Below are 19,447 nucleotides of genomic sequence, written 5' to 3'. Positions count from 1 at the left end.
TAGGCGAGGTGTGTGAGTGTGCTAATAAGGGATATGATGACACGGGATGTTCCGCTTCTCCAGCCTAAGGATAGTCTAGGCCAAGGGGTAGCGCTTTTACGCTGGACAAAGTTGGATGCTTTACCAGTGGTAGATTTAGAAGGATTGCTTATTGGAATCTTTACCAAAGCAAACGTGCTGGATGCTTTTCTGGCTGGAGCAGAACTGTCAGACACGATTCTGAGACATTTTACAAGTCAGGTTGTAACCGTTGCAGATAACACCCCTTTCAGGGAGATAGAGCTGCGGGCGAAACAGAGCTCGGTTGGAACAGGCGTAGTCGTAAATAAAGAGGGGAAAGTACTTGGTATTTTTACCAAAGTGGATATGATTATGGCGCTCTTTCAAGAGGCGGAACATTTAGCCATCGAACTCAATACTGTGTACGAGGCCATGCCTAATGGGCTCATCTTCGTGGATCAAAATAACTGCATCCAGCAGATGAATCCCTCGAGCGAGAGAATACTTGGTTTGAAGCAGGAGGCACTCAAAGGGTGTTTGTATGACAGCGTCTTTCCAGGTTTGGATCTTGCCGTGGTGCTTAATCAGTCGCAACACCTCGTCGGAATTAAAACTCAAATGAATAAGGTGACCGTTCTTTGCAATATCAGCCCGGTGGGCGAGGCGGCGGGTGCCGTGATCGTTTTTCAGGCTTTCACTGATTTAGATCGAGTTGCCCTAGAACTAGATGCTACTAAACGGTTGTATGAAACTTTACTCACGGTAACCAACATTGCCTACGAAGCAATCTTTGTTGTGGACATCCAGGGGAAAATAACTCTGGTCAATGAGGCAGCGTGTCGCTTTTTTGGCAAGAAGGAAAAAGAACTTTTGCAGCGGCCTGTAGATCAAGTGATCGAAAATACGCGCATTCTCCGGACATTAAAAACGGGAATGGCCGAAACCAATGAAATCCAAGTCATTAATGGCCGAGCGTATATCGTCTCTCGTCTACCGATCGTGCGGCAAGGCAAGATTATTGGGGCGGTCGGAAAAATCGTCTTTCAGAAGCTGGAAGAAGCAAAAGAGGTGGCTGAGAGACTTGCTCAAATGGATAGTGAACTGAAGTTTTACAAGGAAAAGGCTGGAGCAGCTAGACTAGCTGTCACTTTTGACCAAATCGTCACGGTGAGCCAAACTATGCGCCGCTTAAAGCAAGAGGCGGAGATGTCTGCTCAGGGGAATTCTACGATTATGTTGACAGGAGAAAGTGGCACTGGTAAGGAACTATTTGCCGAAGCGATCCACCAAGCAAGTCCTCGACGAAAAAGCCACTACGTTAGGGTCAATTGTGCTGCTGTTCCAGAAAATCTTCTGGAGTCCGAATTCTTTGGGTATGTGAGCGGAGCATTCACTGGGGCCCAAAGAGGAGGCAAAGCCGGTAAATTTGCCATCGCCGACGGAGGAACCCTTTTTTTGGATGAGATCGGGGATATGTCATCTAAATTGCAGAGCAAGCTTCTAAGAGTGCTGGAGGACAAGACCTTTGAGCCACTAGGGAGTAATGAATTAGTAAAAGTAGACGTGCGGATCATTGCAGCTACTAATAAGGACCTTATCCAGAAGGTGGAGTGCGGGGATTTCCGTAGTGACCTATACTACCGTCTCAATGTGATCCATTTCCATATCATCCCTATGTGGGAGAGGGTGGAAGATATTATTCCCCTTGTTCATGTATTCTTAGAAAGACTAAATCGAGATTTCGGCAAACGGATTACTGGAGTTTCCCCCGCTGTGAGCGAAATTCTGCTCAGTCATCGTTGGCCCGGAAACGTGCGGGAACTGAAAAATGTGATTGAGAGAGCGGTCAATTTTGCATCTGGTAATGTACTAGAACAGGACGATTTGCCCTTTTACCTAAGGGAGCAGAAACTAGAATTCTCTGTACCGTCGATGAAGAGGTGGAACCTAGAAAATGCTCATGAGCACTTGGATAGAGATACATTGCAAAAGGCTTTACTGAAGATGAAGGGCAACAAGTCGGAGGTCGCTAAGCTCTTGGGAATTTCACGATCCTGGCTTTATGAAAAAATGCGCCGATATGATATTAATCTCTAGAAAAGAGCAAGGTAATTCTTATATAAAAGTCCACAACTTCTTAAAATCCATTTCACAATTTGAACATAATTGGAGGATATGCTAACACTGTATCGGTCAGGAAAATCGAAAGCTTTGATCGATAACGAATTATAAGGAGGAATTGTATGAATAAGAAACTCGCAGCGGGTGCATTAAGTGTTGTGTTATTGATTGGGGGAGCAACGGCGGCTTTTGGCGCTACAGATCCAGATAAGCTCGCTGAAATCAAAACTATGACACAGCAGATGTTCGGACTTCAGAAGCAAATTGTCGACAAAGAAGTGGAAGCTGGGCTTCGAACAGCCGAACAGGCAGACAAAATGAAGAATTTTATTGATCAACGTCAACAAGCTAGCGACCAAGCTTTAGCGGAGGGTAAGGTTTTCAACCAGGGAATGAGAGGTAAGGGCATGCGCGGCGATGTCACGAAGTTCAATAACGCTGAACCTATGACTTCTGACCAGATTAAAGCTTGGAGTGAGCAGGCGCAAGCTCGCTTAACTGCTCAGGTTGAGGCTATGAAGAAGAACAGTAAATTGACTTCTGACCAGATCAAAACCTGGAGTGACGCAGAACAAGCACAGTTAAAGGTTCAGGCAGAGGCTATGGCGAACGGAACCTTTATACCCGGAGGTATGGGTAAGGGGATGCGTGGAGGTGCTAAGGGTAGTACTATTGCGCCAACAGCACCTACCACCAGTACTCCAACAGATACACAGTAAGATATGTAGGGGCAATTCATCCATTGCCCCTACCATGATAATTTAAGGCATTAAATATAAAAGAACCCTCTCAGGCTATTAAGCTCAAGAGGGTTCTACTATTTACGATTTACCAGTTGCTACGTGTGCGGGGTTGATAGCACTCGCGGCAATATACAGGCTTGTCGCCAGATGGTTGGAAAGGAACTGTAGTTTCTTTACCACAAGTAGCGCAAACAGCTGGGAACATTTCGCGTTGTTGACGAGCATAGCCGCCACCGCCGCCTTGGTTTCTGGTTTGTTCTTTTTTAGCTGCACGGCACTCAGGGCAACGTCCAGGTTCGTTAGTGAACCCTTTTTCAGCATAGAACTCTTGTTCAGAAGCTGAAAATTCGAAATCCCGACCACAGTCTTTGCAACTCAATACTTTGTCATTAAACATTTATGAAAAACCTCCACTAAATATATTACCCGTGCTACATGGTAAGTTAACCAACTACTTTTGGAGTCATAGGCAATAGAGAAGGTTTGCTTAAATCCACTAGTTTTAACAGGCGTTTTTAAGTATAACTAAAAAATGGAAAGAAGTCAAATTAACTATACAGTTTCTCTAGCAAGACTTTGACGTCTTCATTTTCTAGATATTCATCAAACGTCATCGTGCGATCAAGTAGACCTTTGGGTGTAATTTCAATGATGCGGTTAGCAATAGTTTGGACAAACTGGTGATCTTGGGATACGAACAGTACATTTCCATCAAGGCTCGTTAAGGAGTTATTGAGAGCAGTAATTGATTCCATATCCAAGTGGTTAGTAGGTTCATCCAATATTTGAACATTTGCCCCACTGAGCATCATGCGGGAAAGCATACAGCGTACTTTTTCTCCACCAGAAAGAACGCTGGCTTGCTTCAATGATTCTTCTCCAGAGAAAAGCATTCTTCCCAAGAATCCCCGTACGAAAGACTCTTCAGGGTCTTTGGAAAATTGTCTCAGCCAATCTACTACGTTCAAATTGGTCTCGAAATAGGAGGAGTTATCTAGCGGGAGATAGGCTTGAGTCGTTGTAATTCCCCAGATAAATTCCCCTTCATCGGGGACAATTTCACCCATTAAAACCTTAAACAAAGTTGTTTTTGCATTGCCGTTGGGACCTACAAAGGCAATTTTATCGCCTTTGTTAACAATAAACGAGATGTTGTCGAGTACCTTTTCGCCATTTACAATTACAGTTAAGTCCTTGACAGTCAAGATATTGTTGCCCGCTTCTCTGTCCGGGGTGAACGAGATATAAGGGTATTTACGTGATGATGGCTTAATATCATCTAAGGTCAATTTGTCTAATTGTTTCTTACGGGAGGTTGCTTGCTTAGCTTTAGAAGCATTGGAGCTAAACCGTTGAATAAACTTCTGGAGATCCTCAATCTTATCTTCTTTTTTCTTATTTGACTCTCTCATCAATCGCAGGGCTAATTGGCTTGATTCATACCAGAAATCATAGTTTCCAACGAATAGTTGGATCTTACCAAAATCGATATCAGCAATGTGCGTGCACACTTTGTTCAAAAAATGTCGGTCATGAGAGACAACAATGACCGTATTTTCATAATTATAGAGGAAATTTTCCAACCAAGCGATTGAATTCAAGTCTAAGTTGTTGGTAGGCTCGTCGAGCAATAGGATATGGGGGTTTCCAAATAAAGCTTGGGCAAGTAGTACCCGAACTTTTTCATCCCCGCTTAGGTCCTTCATTTTACTACTTTGCAGGTCCTTGCCAATTCCTAATCCCATCAATAATTCAGAGGCTTCAGCCTCTGCTTGCCAGCCATTGAGTTCAGCAAAATCGCCTTCTAATATAGAAGCATTAATTCCGTCCTCTTCGGAAAAGTCCGGTTTTGCATAGAGCGCATCTTTCGCTTCCATAATTTCATATAGTTTGGTATGCCCCATCATGACGGTGTTTAACACTTCGGACTCTTCAAATTCAAAGTGATCTTGTTTTAATACGCCAATTCGTTCGCCAGGCGTTAAGTTAACCTCGCCACTGGTAGAGTCGATTTCTCCGGATAGTATTTTCAAAAACGTCGATTTTCCGGCGCCATTTGCTCCAATCAACCCATAACAGTTTCCAGGAAGAAATTTTACATTAACATCTTCAAATAATGCCCTTTTGCCGAATCTTAAAGTAATCCCACTTGTACTTATCATTATTAATCGTTCCTTTGTAATATATTTTATACTTGTTCAGAAAGTATAACTGACAGCTATACGCTTTCTGGGAGCATAAGTTGCAACTAAGGTACCCACGTCGCGAAGGCTTGGTAGCAGTGTAGTTTTCTTTTCCAAGATTACATTATATCACTTTAATACCAGAAGATATAGGTGATCGGATGCAAAACCTATCAATAACAGCAGTTGTCAAAAAAAATTGTGAATTTAGGACATTAAAAGTGCGCTGAATTATAGGGAATGGGCAATAAAGAAAGCCCTCTACCTAAGTTTTCGGCAGGGACTTTAAGTCGGGGTGTTGAGTATAGAAGCGCGTGTTACCTCATAATCGGTAATTCAGTGTATAGAATCGTCGCCGGATTCTTCTAAGATCTTTCTCAAGATCAAAATACCAGACATTGTTTTAGGAAATCCTGCGCTGGGTGCTACCAAGAGAATAGAATGTTCAATTTCCTCCTTAGTGCACCCGCTACTTAAGGCTTTTAATATATGCGTTCTTAAAGCCCTAGGGTATTGGCACTCTGTAGACAGTGCTACTTTAATTAGCCAACATGTCTTTTCATCTAAAGGGCCGCCTTCTTTATGGACTAACTGACCGTATTTCTCATAAGCCTTATAAATACTCTCGTGATGTTCAGTAAAATACTTTAAGTTAATCTCCGTACTGTCTATGTTGTCAAAATAATCGTCCATGAAATTTTCTCCTTTATGCAATTTTTTATATTATTCTCCAAGATCCTAAAACCTATTCAGCTAGGTCATGCTTTCTGGAAGGGTCCTTCTCGCTATTCATGGTTAGCTATCCAGGATAGCGCTCTAATATAAACGGTCTGGTCGATTCCTTGGGCTAGGACATCGAATAGTTTCGACTTGACTTATTTTTAGGGTATAATATTGCTATAGAGAGTTGAGAGAATTTGTATATTTCTATACAAGTAAAAGGGGAGATTCCGTTGATAAAAATGGAAATAGAACTTAAAAAAGAAGTTAGAGCTGTTCTCGTTGAAAGTTTAAAGGGCTATTATTGGAATGAGAGAGATGAAGAAATTACGAATTTAGGTGCCGAGCTAATGCTTGATTTTATTGTAAAAGAAATAGGTCCCTATATTTACAATAAGGGGATAGAAGATTCTTATGAGTATATGAATGAAAGAATCGAGGACTTGCTTGGACTCCAGAAACGTCAAAGGTAGGAGGGGATCTGGTTGAATCTACTGACTTCATTTCAGCCCATCATTGATGAGCGATCACGTATTCTAATTCTTGGCTCCATACCCGGGGTGGAATCCCTGAATTCACAGCAGTATTATGCTAATCCCAGAAACCAATTTTGGAAAATACTCTATGAGCTTTTCGATTCACAAGCCAGCTTGGACTACGCAGAAAAAGTGTCCTTTATTATGAGTAAGCAAATTGGAGTATGGGATGTCATCGAAAATTGTTATCGAGAAGGTAGTCTGGATTCTAAGATTAGGGATGAGAAAGTGAACGACTTTAGTGGTCTGTTCAAAGAATATCCTAACATAGAAACAGTACTATTTAATGGAAGTAAGGCGTACGAAACCTATAAAAGATTTATAGGTTTTGATGTGTCATCGAATCTAACGTTCCATAAGCTGACCTCCTCCAGTCCGGCGAATACTAAGCGCTATGAGGAGAAACTAAGGGAATGGAGCGTCATCGGAGATATCTTGAAGGACCAATCCCACAGGAGTATAATGTCGTATGGAGATCCTCCGTCAAATTAATGCGTCCAATCAACCGAGTACAAAATGGGTATATAATAGAAGGTTCCCAATAATTATTGGGAACCTTCTATTATATACTGTCCCTCGATCCAATCAACAAACTGTCTTGCCGTCCGCGCAGAACGCCCATTATACCAAAGCGCCCATTGCAGTGCCTCTCTTTGTAGACGTTCTTTGTCGATCGTTAAATGTCTACTTGCAGCAATCCCTTCGACTATTTTTAGATATCGATTTTGATCCGGTGAAGAGAACACTACACTAATGCCAAAACGATCCGCGAGGGAGAGTTTTTCCTGCATGCTGTCCCCGGCATGCACTTCCTCATTATGGTTACCCGACTGCAAACCAGCTCTCTCACTGAAATATTCTTTTACTAGGTGTCTTCGGTTGGAAGTGGCATAAATTACGATGTTTGGTGTTTTACTTTCCAGACCACCCTCGAGCACTGCCTTTAAAGAAGTATAGTTCTCCTCATTATCCCCAAAAACCAGATCATCAACGAAGATGATGAACTTTTGCGTTCTATTCATTAAATGCCGAATAATAAGGGGGAAGTCAGCTAGATAAGCCTTGGGGATTTCTACCATTCGCAATCCCTGGTTATGATACTCATTCAGTATGGCTTTGACGGTCGATGATTTGCCGGTACCTCTATCTCCGTATAGAAGAACATTGTTAGAGGGACAGCCCGCTAAAAACTGAAGTGTATTTTCAATCACTTTTGAGCGTTCACTTTGATAATCCACCAGTTCGTTTAAGGTGATTGCGTCCGGACGATCTATCCCCTTTAGATAGCCTTGACCTTCTGTTTTCTCCCAAACAAAGGCAATATAGTGAGCGTATATACCGCAACCGTAGGTTGTGTGGAAATTTCGAAGATCTTCGATACATTCATCCCACTGCTGGCATGAGTTAAACCTATCCTTCATTCGTTGGATATGATCAAGGCTGTCTGTGGTAGGCTCACTTTCTATTACCCATTCCGGAAGCCTTTCAATTACTTGTTTAGCGCTATTGTCGATGAACAACGCGCTTATCTCAGCTTTGATCATTGAAGGGTCAAGGCTTGAAACAAGTTGAAGATTTCTTAAATCATGGGAAACAGCTTTCTCTAGAACACGGTCAGAATCTCTAAACTTCATAGCCGGTAGCTTAAATGAAAATGGATTTTCATCAAACGTTATTTGGTTTATAATATAGTCTTTTAATGAAAGAGTATTACTTTTCCCTAGTTCAAAGTAAAAGTCATTGAACCGATTGACTATTTTTCGAAGTTCTACGTCTTCTTTGTTAAGGCAAATAAGCAGTGCTTTCAGCTTACTTATTACCTTGTCCTTTAACAGCCCCCTGTAAATAGAAAGTGAATCCAGAGCTAGTAACATGGACAATGATTTGCTGTGTTCCATTAATAATCCCTCCAGTGATCAAGTATAGCATTTGAATAATTATTAGGGAAGAAGAAAGCGAGATAATACAGTAAATAGGGTAATCCACTCCGAACCAGAATAGTCAATTCCAAGATGTGGTAATGATTGTTCGGGTGATGTATAATACTAAATATGAGTAAAAAAATATCTGTAGTTTCCATAGGGTACCTTTATGACAGGAAATAATGGTATGAGTGAATCAATCAAGAGGGAAATATTTCAAGATTAATGATTTCCTTGGCTGATGTATTTGGGGGATAAGCAATTGTTAGAGTCAAAACAAAAGTATGAGAAACGCAGGACGTATTATGCTCGACGGTTAGAGAAATTGATCCAAAGGATTAATCGCTTAAGTAATGTAAGACTAACCCTGTTCTTTGCGGGGGGCGCGTTGGCAGTTTTTCTTTATATGACCCAAAACTCTTCTATGGGCCTTAGTATTCTGCTTTTTACAATGGTCTCTTTTGCTGGGCTCGTCGTTTGGCATCAGAGATTACGGACCAAGCAAAAGTATATTCAAGTGCTATATGAAAGCTATGACCAAGCATTGAAGCGTTTAACGAGTGAATGGAAAGAATTTCCAGATACCGGAGAAGACTTCAGAGACCCTGCACACCCATATTCAGAAGATCTTGACCTTTTTGGAACTAGTTCACTTTTTCAGTGGATTAATACTGCAAAGACCTTTAGGGGAAGAGAGAAGCTAAAAGAGTGGTTGACTGAGCTTCCGGTAGAAGCCAGTTCTATTCAGATTAAACAAGAAGCAATTAAGGAGTTAGCGATGAACTTTGCCTGGCGGCATCGTTTTATGTCGGACGCTGGGACTCTAAAGCGTACCTTAGATTCTCCAACAAGGATTATAGAGTGGGCGAAGACGTATGACCCATTCTATCTACGTCCTGGGGTTGTCATTCTATCTCGGGCACTCCCGATGATCACGCTGACATTCTTACTGCTATATTTTCTGACTGATATGGTTCCTTTTTGGTATCCACTAGCGGGTTTTTTAATTCAGACGATCATACTCTTTCTGGGAAAGGAAAGGGGCAAAGCGCTTGAATCGGTATATGCCTACAAAGAAAGTCTTAAAATGTATGGGAAAATGTTGCAACGGTTTGAAAAGCGCCGCTTTAAAGCGGATTATTTGCTTGGTTTGAAGAAGGGATTATATGACCGCGATGGGAAGAAGGCCTTCGAACAAATAAGAAAACTTTCTGGTTTAGCTGAGCTCATATCTAATCGGGGCAATTCAATGTTTTTAGTTATTAATATTTTCACCCTCTGGGATATTCAATGCATGATCGCCTTAGAATCATGGAAAGAAAAGTCCGGACGTTCTCTAGGGCGCTGGGTGGATACAGTAGCTGAGCTAGAGGGATTAGCAAGTCTAGCAATTATACACTTTGATCATCAAGAGTGGGCATTGCCTGAGATTGTCTCGGAAAATCCGGGGATTGTTGCAGCTAGTCTAGGACATCCGCTCTTGCTTAATTCGACGTGTAACGATGTATCGATTGAGAAGAGCTCCGGCATCTTATTAATTACGGGTTCGAACATGTCTGGAAAGAGTACCTTACTCCGCACGGTGGGTATCAATATGGTATTGGCCTATGCAGGTGCATCAGTGTGTGCAGACAGGTTCAGTTGTTCGATGATGCGTATTTATACCTGTATGCGTGTGAGTGATAACCTCGGAGAAAATATCTCTTCGTTCTATGCGGAATTACTGCGCATAAAACAAATTGTCAGCGCGTCCAAAACAGAAGGAAAGATTTTCTTCCTATTAGATGAGATTTTCAAAGGGACTAATTCACAAGATCGACATGCTGGGGCCAAGGTCTTAATTCGACAATTGGGCAAGGTCGGGGCCATGGGCATGGTATCGACTCATGATTTGGAGCTAGGAGACCTAGAGCGTGAAAGCGAGCGGAGAGTCAGAAACTATCATTTCCGGGAGTTTTATAAAAACGATGAAATCCATTTTGACTACAAACTACGGCCAGGGGTCTCAACCACCCGCAATGCCATGTATCTAATCAAAATGGCTGGTATTGATGTGGATGAAACGTTCGAGGACTAAATAAATGGGATATGTTAAAGATTCGAAAATAGGACTTGAACGAGCTGATTATCTCCATTATAATTGAAACAAGCTAGTTGACGTTGGCATTTTGTGTATTGCTTTAGGGGGTAAAACAGTGAGCGAAATGAAGGAAATCCTTGAGCGACTGATTGAGATGGGTCAGGACATAAAAGGCATAAAGACAGATGTGGCAGAGCTTAAGACCAGGATAGGGAACCTGGAGATCACCGTGGATCAAATTAGGGTACGACAAGATGTTATTCTTGAACAAACGGCAGGGTTGCTAGAGTATAGAACAGAAACAAAGGGCATTTTGCTAGATATTCAAGATAGTCTACTGGCAACATCACACATTCTAGGCGAACATGAAATTACTATTCGTAATTTGCGTCGGAGATTAGTATAGGTTGACATATTGGCTTTGTTGCCCTCTCCATGATTGTGGAGAGGGCGTTTTGCTAGCTGGGATAGTGACGTTGTTAATGTAAGAGAGTGGGTGGGTCTTATGATTATTGTAAGTGCGTGTTTGCTTGGGCTAAATACGAAATATGATGGCACGACGAACGCCCAGGCATTGATTCAAAAATACAGCTCTTCAGGGAAGTTCATCCCAGTATGCCCAGAACAATTAGGGGGCTTGCCTACACCGCGATCACCGATGGAGATTGTCAATGGGACTGGAAAGGATGTACTTCTTGGTCGGTGTGCGGTACAGGGGGAGCAGGGAGAAGTAGTGACCTCGAAATTTGTCCTAGGGGCAAAAGAAGTGTTTAAAATTGTGGAGATGGTTAAGGTCACGGCAGCTATTCTCAAGGAGCGTAGTCCTTCCTGCGGGGTAAATCATATTTATGATGGTAGCTTTTCACATCATTTAAGGGCTGGACAGGGGGTAACAGCAGCAATTTTAAAAGAGCATAATGTCCCGGTTTATTCAGAAGTGGAGCTTTCTGAGGAGAGGATACTAAAGCTGTTAAGAGATGATGAAGGACATTGAAAAAGGGATGATGCTTGGATAATAAGCATCATCCCTTTCATATACATTCAACGCTAACTTGAGAAGTCCCTAAGAATAGAAAGATACAACTGGATTATGTCATATAACCGACATTAATAATGTCATGAGTCCGCCAAAAGAATTTGATTTATAAGGTGTATAATGTTGTATCATAAAAAAACTATGTTTTATATGCGAATCACCCAAGAGTATCTTTACACGTATTCGATTGTTCTTTAGGCTCTGGAATTATATCTTAATAATTTAAAAATATACGGCAAACCTATCGAAAGGTAGAGACGCAAAGCCACGGGTCTAAAGATAGTAGTTCATACTATCACGATAGCCGGGTTGCAGAAAGGTACATTTTAGATGTCTATCTGCTGAAAATTCAGGAGGTAGGCATTTTTTTATTGAAGGGAATTGGGGTTCACTGTAGCCTTTTTTAGGCTTAGACTGTTGTAATCAAAAGAGAATAATAATAATTTCAGTATATTTTGAGTGGAGGAATTCATAACATGTCTAATGAAACTAAACGATCCATGTCAATCAAAACTAGAATTACCTTAATTGCGGGTGTGTTGATTATTTTCGTGGTGGCAGCCTTATCTGGAGCAAGTCTTTGGAATGCCCAAAAACTACTCAATACGAGTGAACTTCAAACTGAGCAACTAGTGGTACAGGGAATCCAGGATGAATTCGTCAATCGCTTAGATCGCGCGAGGTCTTCCGTACTATCGATAAGTATGAATCCGGACGTGGCAAAGGCTTTCGCCGAACGAGATCAGGCCGCCCTTGCCCGTCAGGTTCAGCCTGTTTTTGACGAAATCAAGAAGGAAGGCTTCAGCCAACTTCAATTTCATCTGGCACCTGCTGTTTCGTTTTATCGGGCACATTCACCTAAAAAATTTGGAGATGATCTTTCCAAAATTCGTCCTACGGTAATAGCTGCCAACCAAGAGCACAAGACCGTGGAAGGCCTAGAAGAGGGCGTTGAAGGATATGGGTTTCGTGTGGTGGTGCCGGTTAAGTATCAAGATCAGTGGGTAGGGAGTGCAGAATATGGAATGGATTTTGGTGCAGACTTTTTAAAAGCGTTACAGAAAAAGAATTCGGGAGATTACTTTATCTATCTTCTCGATCCTTCTACTTCAATGGTCAAAAATGTGAAGGAAAATGGAGGGCTATTAGCAGGTACAGGTACAGATAATTATCCAGTACCTGAAGGCTCGGTGAAAGACCTCGTTAATGCACAATCTCAGTTTTCCGTTAGTGGAGATGGACAGTCCAATGTCTTGCTCATTCCCTTTAAAGACTACCGTGGTGATGTAAAGGGTTATATCAAGGCAGTGCTATCGAGAAAAGGGGTTGTACAAGAGTTAAATTCTTTAAAACGTTGGGTCTTAATGGTTGGATTACTGGTTCTTGTTATCGGTGTGATTGCAGGATATTTTGTCTCTCTTTCCTTTACACGGCCGCTAATTCAGTTAGCGGAAGATGCGGAGGTTCTAGCTACAGGTGATTTAAGAATTGAAATTAAGACAAATTGGTATGGAGAGTTAGAAACTTTAGCCCTTGCCATGAAAAGGATGCTTGAAAACACCAAGCAAACATGTTCATCGATTAACCAAGCGGTGGGGCAGGTAGAGGCTTCGGTGAGAGAAATTTCGTCAGCAACAGATCAAACATCTCAAGGAGCAGATCAAGTAGCTGCCAGTGTTAGCCAAGTAGCCGCTGGTGCCCAGAAAATTGCTCAGCGAACGAGTGAAATGGGTGGGCAAAGTGAAGGAATCAATCAAAGCGCCCAAACTCTGGCTACTAATATGGAACGCATCGCTAGCACAACCTCTGACGTAACTGCACGGACACTGCGCGGAGAAGAAATGATGAAGGATTTGGCGGATAAAATGCGAATATTTGCGGCAAAGGTTGAGGAGATTCAGTCTGGGAGCCATATTTTAAAAGAACAGACAGGACAAATCCGCGGAATCACGCAGATCATTACGGGGATTTCTGATCAGACGAATCTCCTTGCCCTAAATGCGGCAATCGAGGCTGCACGCGCTGGGGAGGCTGGACGAGGCTTTGCTGTGGTGGCTGAAGAAGTCCGTAAATTGGCTGAAGGCTCCAGGCAAAGTGCCTCCCAGATTGAGGGATTGATCGATCAAGTGACTTTAAATGTTGAAAACTCCGCCCGAGCTACAGAAGAAGCGGTGTATATGATCGAACAACAATCAGGGATTGGGGATCGGGCACAGGTGCAATTTATAGAGATTTCGGAGGGGACACAAGCTGTCTCTCAACTATTAGGAGTAATGGAAGGGGAGGTTAAGCAAGTCGTTCAGATGGGGCAGGCAATTACGCGGTCAGTATGTGAAATTGCCGACATGTCCCAAGAAGATGCGGCCGCAGCAGAGGAAATCGCCGCCTCAACAGAGGAAATGAGTGCTACTGTTAGTACGATTCGTGATAGTGGGCAGCAGTTAATTTTATTGATGGAGGAAATGAAAGCACAAAGTAATCGTTTTGTGATTTGAAGTTCAGATTCCGATCAAGTATAATATATTGTCAGAGAATTTCAACACCCTCAAGGGGCATTCTGAGGAGGATTATAATGCAAACGGTAACAGTTAAGGAAATCTTCAGAGAGACAGACCAGTTTCTCAATCAAAAGGTAGAGCTGTCTGGATGGGTTCGTACGCTACGCTCATCCAAAGCATTTGGCTTTATTGAAATCAATGATGGTAGTTTTTTTGAAAACATCCAAGTGGTTTTTGAAGAAAGTCTTGCCAACTTTGCGGAAATTGGAAAGCTTACGATTAGTTCCGCTATACGTATTCAAGGAACCCTTGTTCCTTCCCCTGGAGCGAAGCAACCGTTTGAATTGAAAGCGGAACTTATCGATATTCTCTCAGTATCCGCAGCGGATTATCCTCTCCAAAAGAAGCGGCATACCTTTGAGTACTTACGAACGATTGCGCATTTGCGTCCAAGAACGAATACTTTTGCGGCCGTATTTCGAGTGCGTTCTGTCGTCGCCTTTGCAATACACAAATTCTTTCAAGAAAAGGGCTATGTTTATGTGCACACGCCAATTATTACTGGGAGTGACGCAGAGGGCGCAGGAGAAATGTTTAGAGTGACTGCCCTCGATATGGCTAAACTTCCACAGGACGAAGCGAGTAACGTTGATTTCTCCAAAGATTTCTTTGCTCGAGAAACGAGCCTGACGGTTAGCGGGCAGCTCAATGTTGAGACTTACTGTATGGCCTTTCGCAACGTTTATACGTTTGGACCTACATTTCGTGCAGAAAATTCTAATACGGCGAGGCATGCTGCCGAATTTTGGATGATCGAACCAGAGATCGCGTTCGCGGATCTTAATGACGATATGAACTTGGCCGAAGAAATGATGAAATACATCATTCAATATGCCATGGACAATGCCCCTGAGGAGATGGCGTTCTTTAATTACTTTGTAGATAAGACGTTGTTCGATCGACTGGAAAATATCCTTGGCTCAGAGTTTGGCCATATTACCTATACTGAAGCGGTAGAACTCCTAGAGAAGGAGAACTCTAAATTTGAGTATCCTGTTCATTGGGGCACTGATCTACAAACCGAACATGAACGCTATCTAACAGAAAAAGTTTTTAAAAAGCCAGTTTTCGTTTCAGATTATCCGAAAGGAATTAAGGCGTTCTATATGCGGCTCAATGAGGATAATAAGACTGTAGCAGCCATGGATCTGCTGGTACCTGGGGTCGGAGAAATAATTGGTGGAAGCCAACGAGAAGAACGTCTTGAGGTATTAAAAAATAGAATGAGGGAATCCGGGCTGAATGAAGAGGATTACGGGTGGTACCTCGATATTCGAAAGTATGGCGGCGTGAAACATGCAGGGTATGGACTTGGTTTTGAACGTGTAATTATGTATTTGACAGGAATGTCTAATATCCGAGATGTGATTTCGTTCCCGAGGACAGCGAATTCTTGCGAGTTTTAAGCTACCTAAGTTGAGTCTGATATCAGACAGATGTACTTTAAGGTGCATCTGTTTCATTTTATCCCAATCTTGAGACTCTCACTTCTACAAGTAGGTGGGCCCCCGTATTCCGCTATGGTGGGGGTAGAGTCCCCCACCATAGCACGATGTCCAACTTAAGTTAAAATGAGTTCACGATTAAACCATATCCTGGGAGATACGGCTGTAAGATCCCCCGTGTTGACACCATTATGAGGGCATGCTAGAATTAGCAAAAGTTTGAATGTATAGACAATTATAATTATAATCAGGAATAGGTGTTTTTGGTGATTCTAGAAGAAATGATTGATAAGAGTTCAGTTATTCCAATCTACTATCAACTATTTAAGTTGATTGAGGAACAAATACGTAGGGGGGATCTCAAACCGGGCGAATCTTTACCTACTGAGCATGAAATCTCTCTGCGTTTTGAAATCAGCCGAATGACAGTTCGAAGGGCAATCGCAGAATTGGTGTCGGCAGGCATGGTTTATGCCCAGCAGGGGAGAGGGACTTTTGTAGCTACGCCAAAATTAGATAATATTGTTTTCGAGCTCAATGATTTTAACCAAGAAATCAAACAGAGAGGTTTGAACTATAAAACAACGCTCTTAGAAGCTAAGATTATCAGAGCCAATGCGGAGCTTCGAGAAAAGTTTCAAGTGGGCGAAGATCACAAGCGATTCTTATATTTTCGGACAGTGTTCTCCGCTGAGGATGAACGTCTTTCCTATGAAGTGAAATATACTATTTATAGTAAGAGTAAACCTATCTTGGAATCGGAACTGAAAGATCCAAGTTTACCCGGTCTGATTAGTGCGCATACGGAACACGTGCCAATGAGCGCGAAAAAAGTTCTCCAAGTTGCGATATGTACCGAAGCAGAAGCGGTAATTCTCGGCATAGCACCTAATTCGCCTGTGTTTTTAATAGAGCAGACGATTTATGACCAGGACCTTAAACCGGTGGGTTGGAGTAAAGCAGTCTACCGGGGAGACCGGTATAAATTGACGAGCTATGATGGATGGTATAAAAAAGATTAAGCTAATTGGGGGTTCTTAATTTGGAAGATGAACTACAAATAGCTATGGCGGACCTTGATGAAGAAAAAACTCTTATGTTGGTTGAGGAGAGGATCCAAGCGGGTTACACTTCGATGGAGATCATCGAGAGTTGCCGTTTAGGAGTAGAAATCGTTGGGGAAAAATACAGTGATAGCCATTATTATCTCTCTGATCTTATTATGTCCGAAGAGATTCTCAAAGGAGTTATGCGGGTATTAGAACCTTATATCCCTGTAAATAGTTCTGAAAATGGTCAGACAATCGTGATGGGAACCATCGAAGGGGACATTCATGACCTCGGTAAGAATATTATCATATACTTATTGAGATCATCAGGTTTTCAGGTGCATGATTTAGGTGTTGATGTAAAGCCAGAACAATTCATTCAAGCTGTAAGCGAAACTAAAGCAACGATTTTAGGGATTAGTGTTTTGATATCCTTTTGCGTTGGTTCTATTAAGAATGTGGTTGACCTTCTAGTTGATGCAGGTTTGAGAGATAAAGTGAAAGTTGTGATAGGTGGGTATCCTGTTAATCGGCAGGTCAAAGAATTCACAGGTGCTGACTTTTATGCGAACGATGTGACGGAAGCACTGAAGATTTATCGCGAAATATTAGATATAAAATAACTAGAGTTTCGACCGAATAAATCAAATAGTTTGAAGATTATACATTGACGCTAAAATTCAATTATGATAATATTTAAACAAATCACATTACCTAAACAAATTATAACATTTTTTTTGCCAAAAAATTTGTATAGACATCTATACGATTTTTAATTTAAGCCAGATAGGGCAAGAAGGCATCGCATCACATGGGCATTGAAAATCTAGTCGAGAGTAACCTATTACAATGCTGAAAAAATTCAGTTTCATATGTAGGTCTATTATTTGAGGATTAACGAATGATTTTCCGAATGGAAAATCATTCGTAAGATAACCTAGGGAGGTGAGGCTTGGGACTTTATGAAACGTTGTTTTACAGAGGAAAAGAAAGATAGACTCATGGAGGAGTGCTAAAGATGTTGATTATTGGCGAGAAGTTAAATAGTTCAATTTCTAGTGTTCGTCAGTTTATAAATGATAGAGATACCGCTGCTATTCAAGATCTAGCACTAAGACAAGTGGCTGCCGGAGCTGACTACTTAGATTTGAATACTGCACAAGGGGACGAAGTCGTCAACATGGAGTGGCTTGTACGCACAGTTCAAGAGGTCACGGATACACCAATATGCATCGACAGCACGTCAGCTACCGCCATTAAAAAGGGCCTAGAAACGATTAGCGGGGATAGAAGTAAGGTTTTAGTAAACTCTGTTTCTTTGGAGAAAAATCGTATTGAAGAGGTACTTCCTTTAGTTCTCGAATACCAATGTTCAGTTATCGGACTGACCTTAGATGATAATGGGATTCCAAAAACTGCTGAAGAAAGAATGGTGCTTTCTGAAAGTCTCGTCGAGATATTAAGCAAACAGAATTATGATTTAACGAAGTTATATATCGATCCGCTGGTCCTCCCTCAGGCGGTAAGTCACACAAATGCAACCATGTTTTTCCAATGCCTTAATGATATTAAACGTATATTGAAGGTGAAAACGGTCTCGGGCTTAAGTAACATATCATTCAATTCTCCGAAACGAAAGATCTTAAATCGCCATTTTTTAACCCTTTGTATGGCGTTTGATATGGACGCTGCTATTCTCGATCCCCTAGATAAAAAAATTATGACTTCAGTCATCGCGAATGATTTCCTCTTGGGTAAGGATCGCTTTGGTAAAAAATTCTTAAAGGCCTTTCGTGGGGAATTATTAGAAGAATAACGTGTGTTGGCGTTTAAATTTGTATTCAAACATTTTTGAGAAGTTTGGAAGGGGAAAAATAAGTATGAATGAAACGGAAATGCTTTATCAGAAGAAATTAAATCGGTATATGACGGCCCTAGATTGTGGCAAACCCGATGTAGTTCCTGTTTTGTTTGGTATCGGAGAATGGGTTGTTAAGTATAAAGGGACTACGCTCCAAGAGATTTACTATGATCTCGATAAAAGTAATAGCATTGTCGATGAAATGTTACCAGGTTTAGATTTCGATGTGTTCAAAGGCGGTCCGTCATTATGGTGGCCTCCGATGTTTGATGCAATGGGTTCTAAATTATATAAATTTCCGGGTATTGGCGTGGACGAAAATTCTACCTTCCAATTTAATGAGCAAGAGTATATGAAAGCAGACGATTACGATGAATTTATAGCCAGTCCTACGGAGTGGCTTGTAAATCACTTTCTACCGAATATTAGTACTGAATTAGAGAATCCAGGGTCTTACAGAGCCACAGTGGCTCTCATTAAAGGAGCTGCAGCTTTTGCCATCTCGGGTGGCATGATGGGGGCAGCCTGGGAAAAATGGACCATGGAGCATGGGGTCGTTGGACAAGGGACAGGATTTACCAAAGCACCATTTGACACTTTAGGGGATGCTTTACGAGGGATGAAAGGAGTGCTCTTGGATCTTCGTCGACGACCAGAGAAAGTCCTAGCCGCCTGCGAAGCCATTACCCCTCATAATGTCAATTGTGGTCTTGCAGGTGCAGGTGCCGATACACGTTTTCCTTGTTTTGCCCCTCTTCACCGTGGAGCCTATCCCTTCCTAAATCCTCACCAATGGGATAACTTCTATTGGCCCTCCCTGAAAGCGACGATCGAAGGATTGTGGGCAAAAGGAAAGAGAATGTTATTCTACGCTGAAGGAGACTGGACCCCATATCTTGAGAAGATTGCAGAGTTGCCCGATAAAAGTATCGTTTTCCAGATTGACACCACAGATGCCAAAAAGGCTAAAGAGATTCTGGGTGGCAGATTTTGTCTTCAAGGTGGTGTGCCTACGACTTTGTTAACGTATGGTACCCCAGAAAAAGTCAAGGAGCATGTTAAGAGAACCATCGATGAATTAGCCGGTGATGGAGGATTTATTCTTGATGTTGGTGGAGTTGTTATGGGAGACGCTAAGCAGGAAAATGTGATAGCCATGATCGAAGCGGCAAGACAATACGGCGTTTATTAAA

The 19,447-nt window shown here is 41.9% G+C and carries 17 protein-coding genes and 1 riboswitch; of the genes, 13 read left to right on the top strand and 4 right to left on the bottom strand.

Going from position 1 to position 19,447, the window contains the following annotated elements:
• Positions 1-18: 18 nt before the first annotated feature.
• Together E4K67_RS06030 and E4K67_RS06025 are read left to right on the top strand one after the other, a co-directional pair.
• A complete protein-coding gene (locus tag E4K67_RS06030; protein WP_135545517.1) occupies positions 19-2,097 on the top strand; it encodes a sigma-54-dependent Fis family transcriptional regulator in 2,079 nt (692 codons plus the stop codon).
• A 146-nt stretch (positions 2,098-2,243) separates the two neighbouring features.
• Positions 2,244-2,840 carry a DUF2680 domain-containing protein gene (locus tag E4K67_RS06025; protein WP_135545516.1) on the top strand — a complete coding sequence of 199 codons (597 nt, stop codon included), beginning with the start codon at positions 2,244-2,246 and terminating at the stop codon, positions 2,838-2,840.
• A gap of 109 nt (positions 2,841-2,949) precedes the next feature.
• Here E4K67_RS06025 and E4K67_RS06020 read toward each other — a convergent pair whose 3' ends face one another.
• The 3 genes from E4K67_RS06020 to E4K67_RS06010 all read right to left on the bottom strand — a co-directional run bounded on the left by E4K67_RS06020 (position 2,950) and on the right by E4K67_RS06010 (position 5,740).
• Entirely contained in the window at positions 2,950-3,261 is a 312-nt protein-coding gene (locus E4K67_RS06020; RefSeq protein ID WP_135545515.1) for a zinc-ribbon domain containing protein, read from the bottom strand.
• Positions 3,262-3,412: 151 nt separating this feature from the next.
• Positions 3,413-5,026, bottom strand: coding sequence for an ABC-F family ATP-binding cassette domain-containing protein (locus tag E4K67_RS06015; RefSeq protein ID WP_135545514.1), 1,614 nt, complete (start codon positions 5,024-5,026; stop codon positions 3,413-3,415).
• A 357-nt stretch (positions 5,027-5,383) separates the two neighbouring features.
• The gene (locus E4K67_RS06010) at positions 5,384-5,740 is read right to left on the bottom strand and encodes a carboxymuconolactone decarboxylase family protein (protein WP_135545513.1); all 357 of its coding nucleotides are present in this window, start codon (positions 5,738-5,740) and stop codon (positions 5,384-5,386) included.
• 269 nt (positions 5,741-6,009) lie between these two features.
• Here E4K67_RS06010 and E4K67_RS06005 point away from each other — a divergent pair, with 269 nt between their 5' ends.
• A complete protein-coding gene (locus tag E4K67_RS06005; RefSeq protein WP_243454376.1) occupies positions 6,010-6,240 on the top strand; it encodes a DUF2164 domain-containing protein in 231 nt (76 codons plus the stop codon).
• A gap of 12 nt (positions 6,241-6,252) precedes the next feature.
• Positions 6,253-6,795: a DNA-deoxyinosine glycosylase gene (locus E4K67_RS06000; protein ID WP_199242474.1), complete on the top strand. Its 543-nt coding sequence runs from the start codon at positions 6,253-6,255 to the stop codon at positions 6,793-6,795.
• A gap of 53 nt (positions 6,796-6,848) precedes the next feature.
• Here the strand turns inward: E4K67_RS06000 and E4K67_RS05995 are convergent, their stop codons facing one another.
• Entirely contained in the window at positions 6,849-8,201 is a 1,353-nt protein-coding gene (locus tag E4K67_RS05995; protein WP_135545510.1) for an ATP-binding protein, read from the bottom strand.
• Positions 8,202-8,487: 286 nt separating this feature from the next.
• Between E4K67_RS05995 and E4K67_RS05990 the strand changes: the two genes are divergently transcribed.
• From E4K67_RS05990 to E4K67_RS05950, 9 genes are all read left to right on the top strand, one after another.
• On the top strand, positions 8,488-10,302 hold the full coding sequence (locus E4K67_RS05990; RefSeq protein ID WP_243454342.1) for a MutS family DNA mismatch repair protein: 1,815 nt from the start codon (positions 8,488-8,490) through the stop codon (positions 10,300-10,302).
• A 118-nt stretch (positions 10,303-10,420) separates the two neighbouring features.
• Entirely contained in the window at positions 10,421-10,711 is a 291-nt protein-coding gene (locus E4K67_RS05985; RefSeq protein ID WP_135545508.1) for a hypothetical protein, read from the top strand.
• 99 nt (positions 10,712-10,810) lie between these two features.
• Positions 10,811-11,299, top strand: a complete 489-nt coding sequence (locus tag E4K67_RS05980; protein ID WP_135545507.1) for a 2-thiouracil desulfurase family protein — start codon at positions 10,811-10,813, stop codon at positions 11,297-11,299.
• A 266-nt stretch (positions 11,300-11,565) separates the two neighbouring features.
• Positions 11,566-11,658, top strand: a riboswitch (cyclic di-GMP riboswitch).
• A 159-nt stretch (positions 11,659-11,817) separates the two neighbouring features.
• On the top strand, positions 11,818-13,836 hold the full coding sequence (locus E4K67_RS05975) for a methyl-accepting chemotaxis protein (protein WP_135545506.1): 2,019 nt from the start codon (positions 11,818-11,820) through the stop codon (positions 13,834-13,836).
• Positions 13,837-13,913: 77 nt separating this feature from the next.
• Positions 13,914-15,305, top strand: a complete 1,392-nt coding sequence (asnS, locus tag E4K67_RS05970) for an asparagine--tRNA ligase (protein WP_135545505.1) — start codon at positions 13,914-13,916, stop codon at positions 15,303-15,305.
• Between the two features lie 320 nt (positions 15,306-15,625).
• The gene (locus E4K67_RS05965) at positions 15,626-16,366 is read left to right on the top strand and encodes a GntR family transcriptional regulator (RefSeq protein WP_420841527.1); all 741 of its coding nucleotides are present in this window, start codon (positions 15,626-15,628) and stop codon (positions 16,364-16,366) included.
• Positions 16,367-16,386: 20 nt separating this feature from the next.
• Positions 16,387-17,016: a cobalamin B12-binding domain-containing protein gene (locus E4K67_RS05960; RefSeq protein ID WP_135545504.1), complete on the top strand. Its 630-nt coding sequence runs from the start codon at positions 16,387-16,389 to the stop codon at positions 17,014-17,016.
• A gap of 395 nt (positions 17,017-17,411) precedes the next feature.
• Positions 17,412-18,209, top strand: coding sequence for a dihydropteroate synthase (locus tag E4K67_RS05955; protein WP_135545503.1), 798 nt, complete (start codon positions 17,412-17,414; stop codon positions 18,207-18,209).
• Positions 18,210-18,273: 64 nt separating this feature from the next.
• The gene (locus E4K67_RS05950; RefSeq protein ID WP_135545502.1) at positions 18,274-19,446 is read left to right on the top strand and encodes a uroporphyrinogen decarboxylase family protein; all 1,173 of its coding nucleotides are present in this window, start codon (positions 18,274-18,276) and stop codon (positions 19,444-19,446) included.
• Position 19,447 lies beyond the last annotated feature (1 nt).

Origin of the sequence: Desulfosporosinus fructosivorans, assembly GCF_004766045.1 — a bacterium.
Classification (GTDB): domain Bacteria; phylum Bacillota; class Desulfitobacteriia; order Desulfitobacteriales; family Desulfitobacteriaceae; genus Desulfosporosinus; species Desulfosporosinus fructosivorans.
Note: the sequence above shows the minus strand (reverse complement) of the source record. Positions and strands in the feature narration are given on the sequence as shown.

Excerpts from the sequence above, each read along its gene's own strand:
- E4K67_RS06020 (WP_135545515.1), bottom strand. The coding sequence starts at position 3,261 with ATGTTTAATGACAAAGTATTGAGTTGCAAAGACTGTGGTCGGGATTTC.
- asnS (WP_135545505.1), top strand. The coding sequence starts at position 13,914 with ATGCAAACGGTAACAGTTAAGGAAATCTTCAGAGAGACAGACCAGTTT.
- E4K67_RS06010 (WP_135545513.1), bottom strand. The coding sequence starts at position 5,740 with ATGGACGATTATTTTGACAACATAGACAGTACGGAGATTAACTTAAAG.
- E4K67_RS05965 (WP_420841527.1), top strand. The coding sequence starts at position 15,626 with ATGATTGATAAGAGTTCAGTTATTCCAATCTACTATCAACTATTTAAG.
- E4K67_RS06015 (WP_135545514.1), bottom strand. The coding sequence starts at position 5,026 with ATGATAAGTACAAGTGGGATTACTTTAAGATTCGGCAAAAGGGCATTA.
- E4K67_RS05955 (WP_135545503.1), top strand. The coding sequence starts at position 17,412 with ATGTTGATTATTGGCGAGAAGTTAAATAGTTCAATTTCTAGTGTTCGT.
- E4K67_RS06025 (WP_135545516.1), top strand. The coding sequence starts at position 2,244 with ATGAATAAGAAACTCGCAGCGGGTGCATTAAGTGTTGTGTTATTGATT.
- E4K67_RS05950 (WP_135545502.1), top strand. The coding sequence starts at position 18,274 with ATGAATGAAACGGAAATGCTTTATCAGAAGAAATTAAATCGGTATATG.
- E4K67_RS05995 (WP_135545510.1), bottom strand. The coding sequence starts at position 8,201 with ATGGAACACAGCAAATCATTGTCCATGTTACTAGCTCTGGATTCACTT.
- E4K67_RS05980 (WP_135545507.1), top strand. The coding sequence starts at position 10,811 with ATGATTATTGTAAGTGCGTGTTTGCTTGGGCTAAATACGAAATATGAT.
- E4K67_RS06005 (WP_243454376.1), top strand. The coding sequence starts at position 6,010 with ATGGAAATAGAACTTAAAAAAGAAGTTAGAGCTGTTCTCGTTGAAAGT.
- E4K67_RS05975 (WP_135545506.1), top strand. The coding sequence starts at position 11,818 with ATGTCTAATGAAACTAAACGATCCATGTCAATCAAAACTAGAATTACC.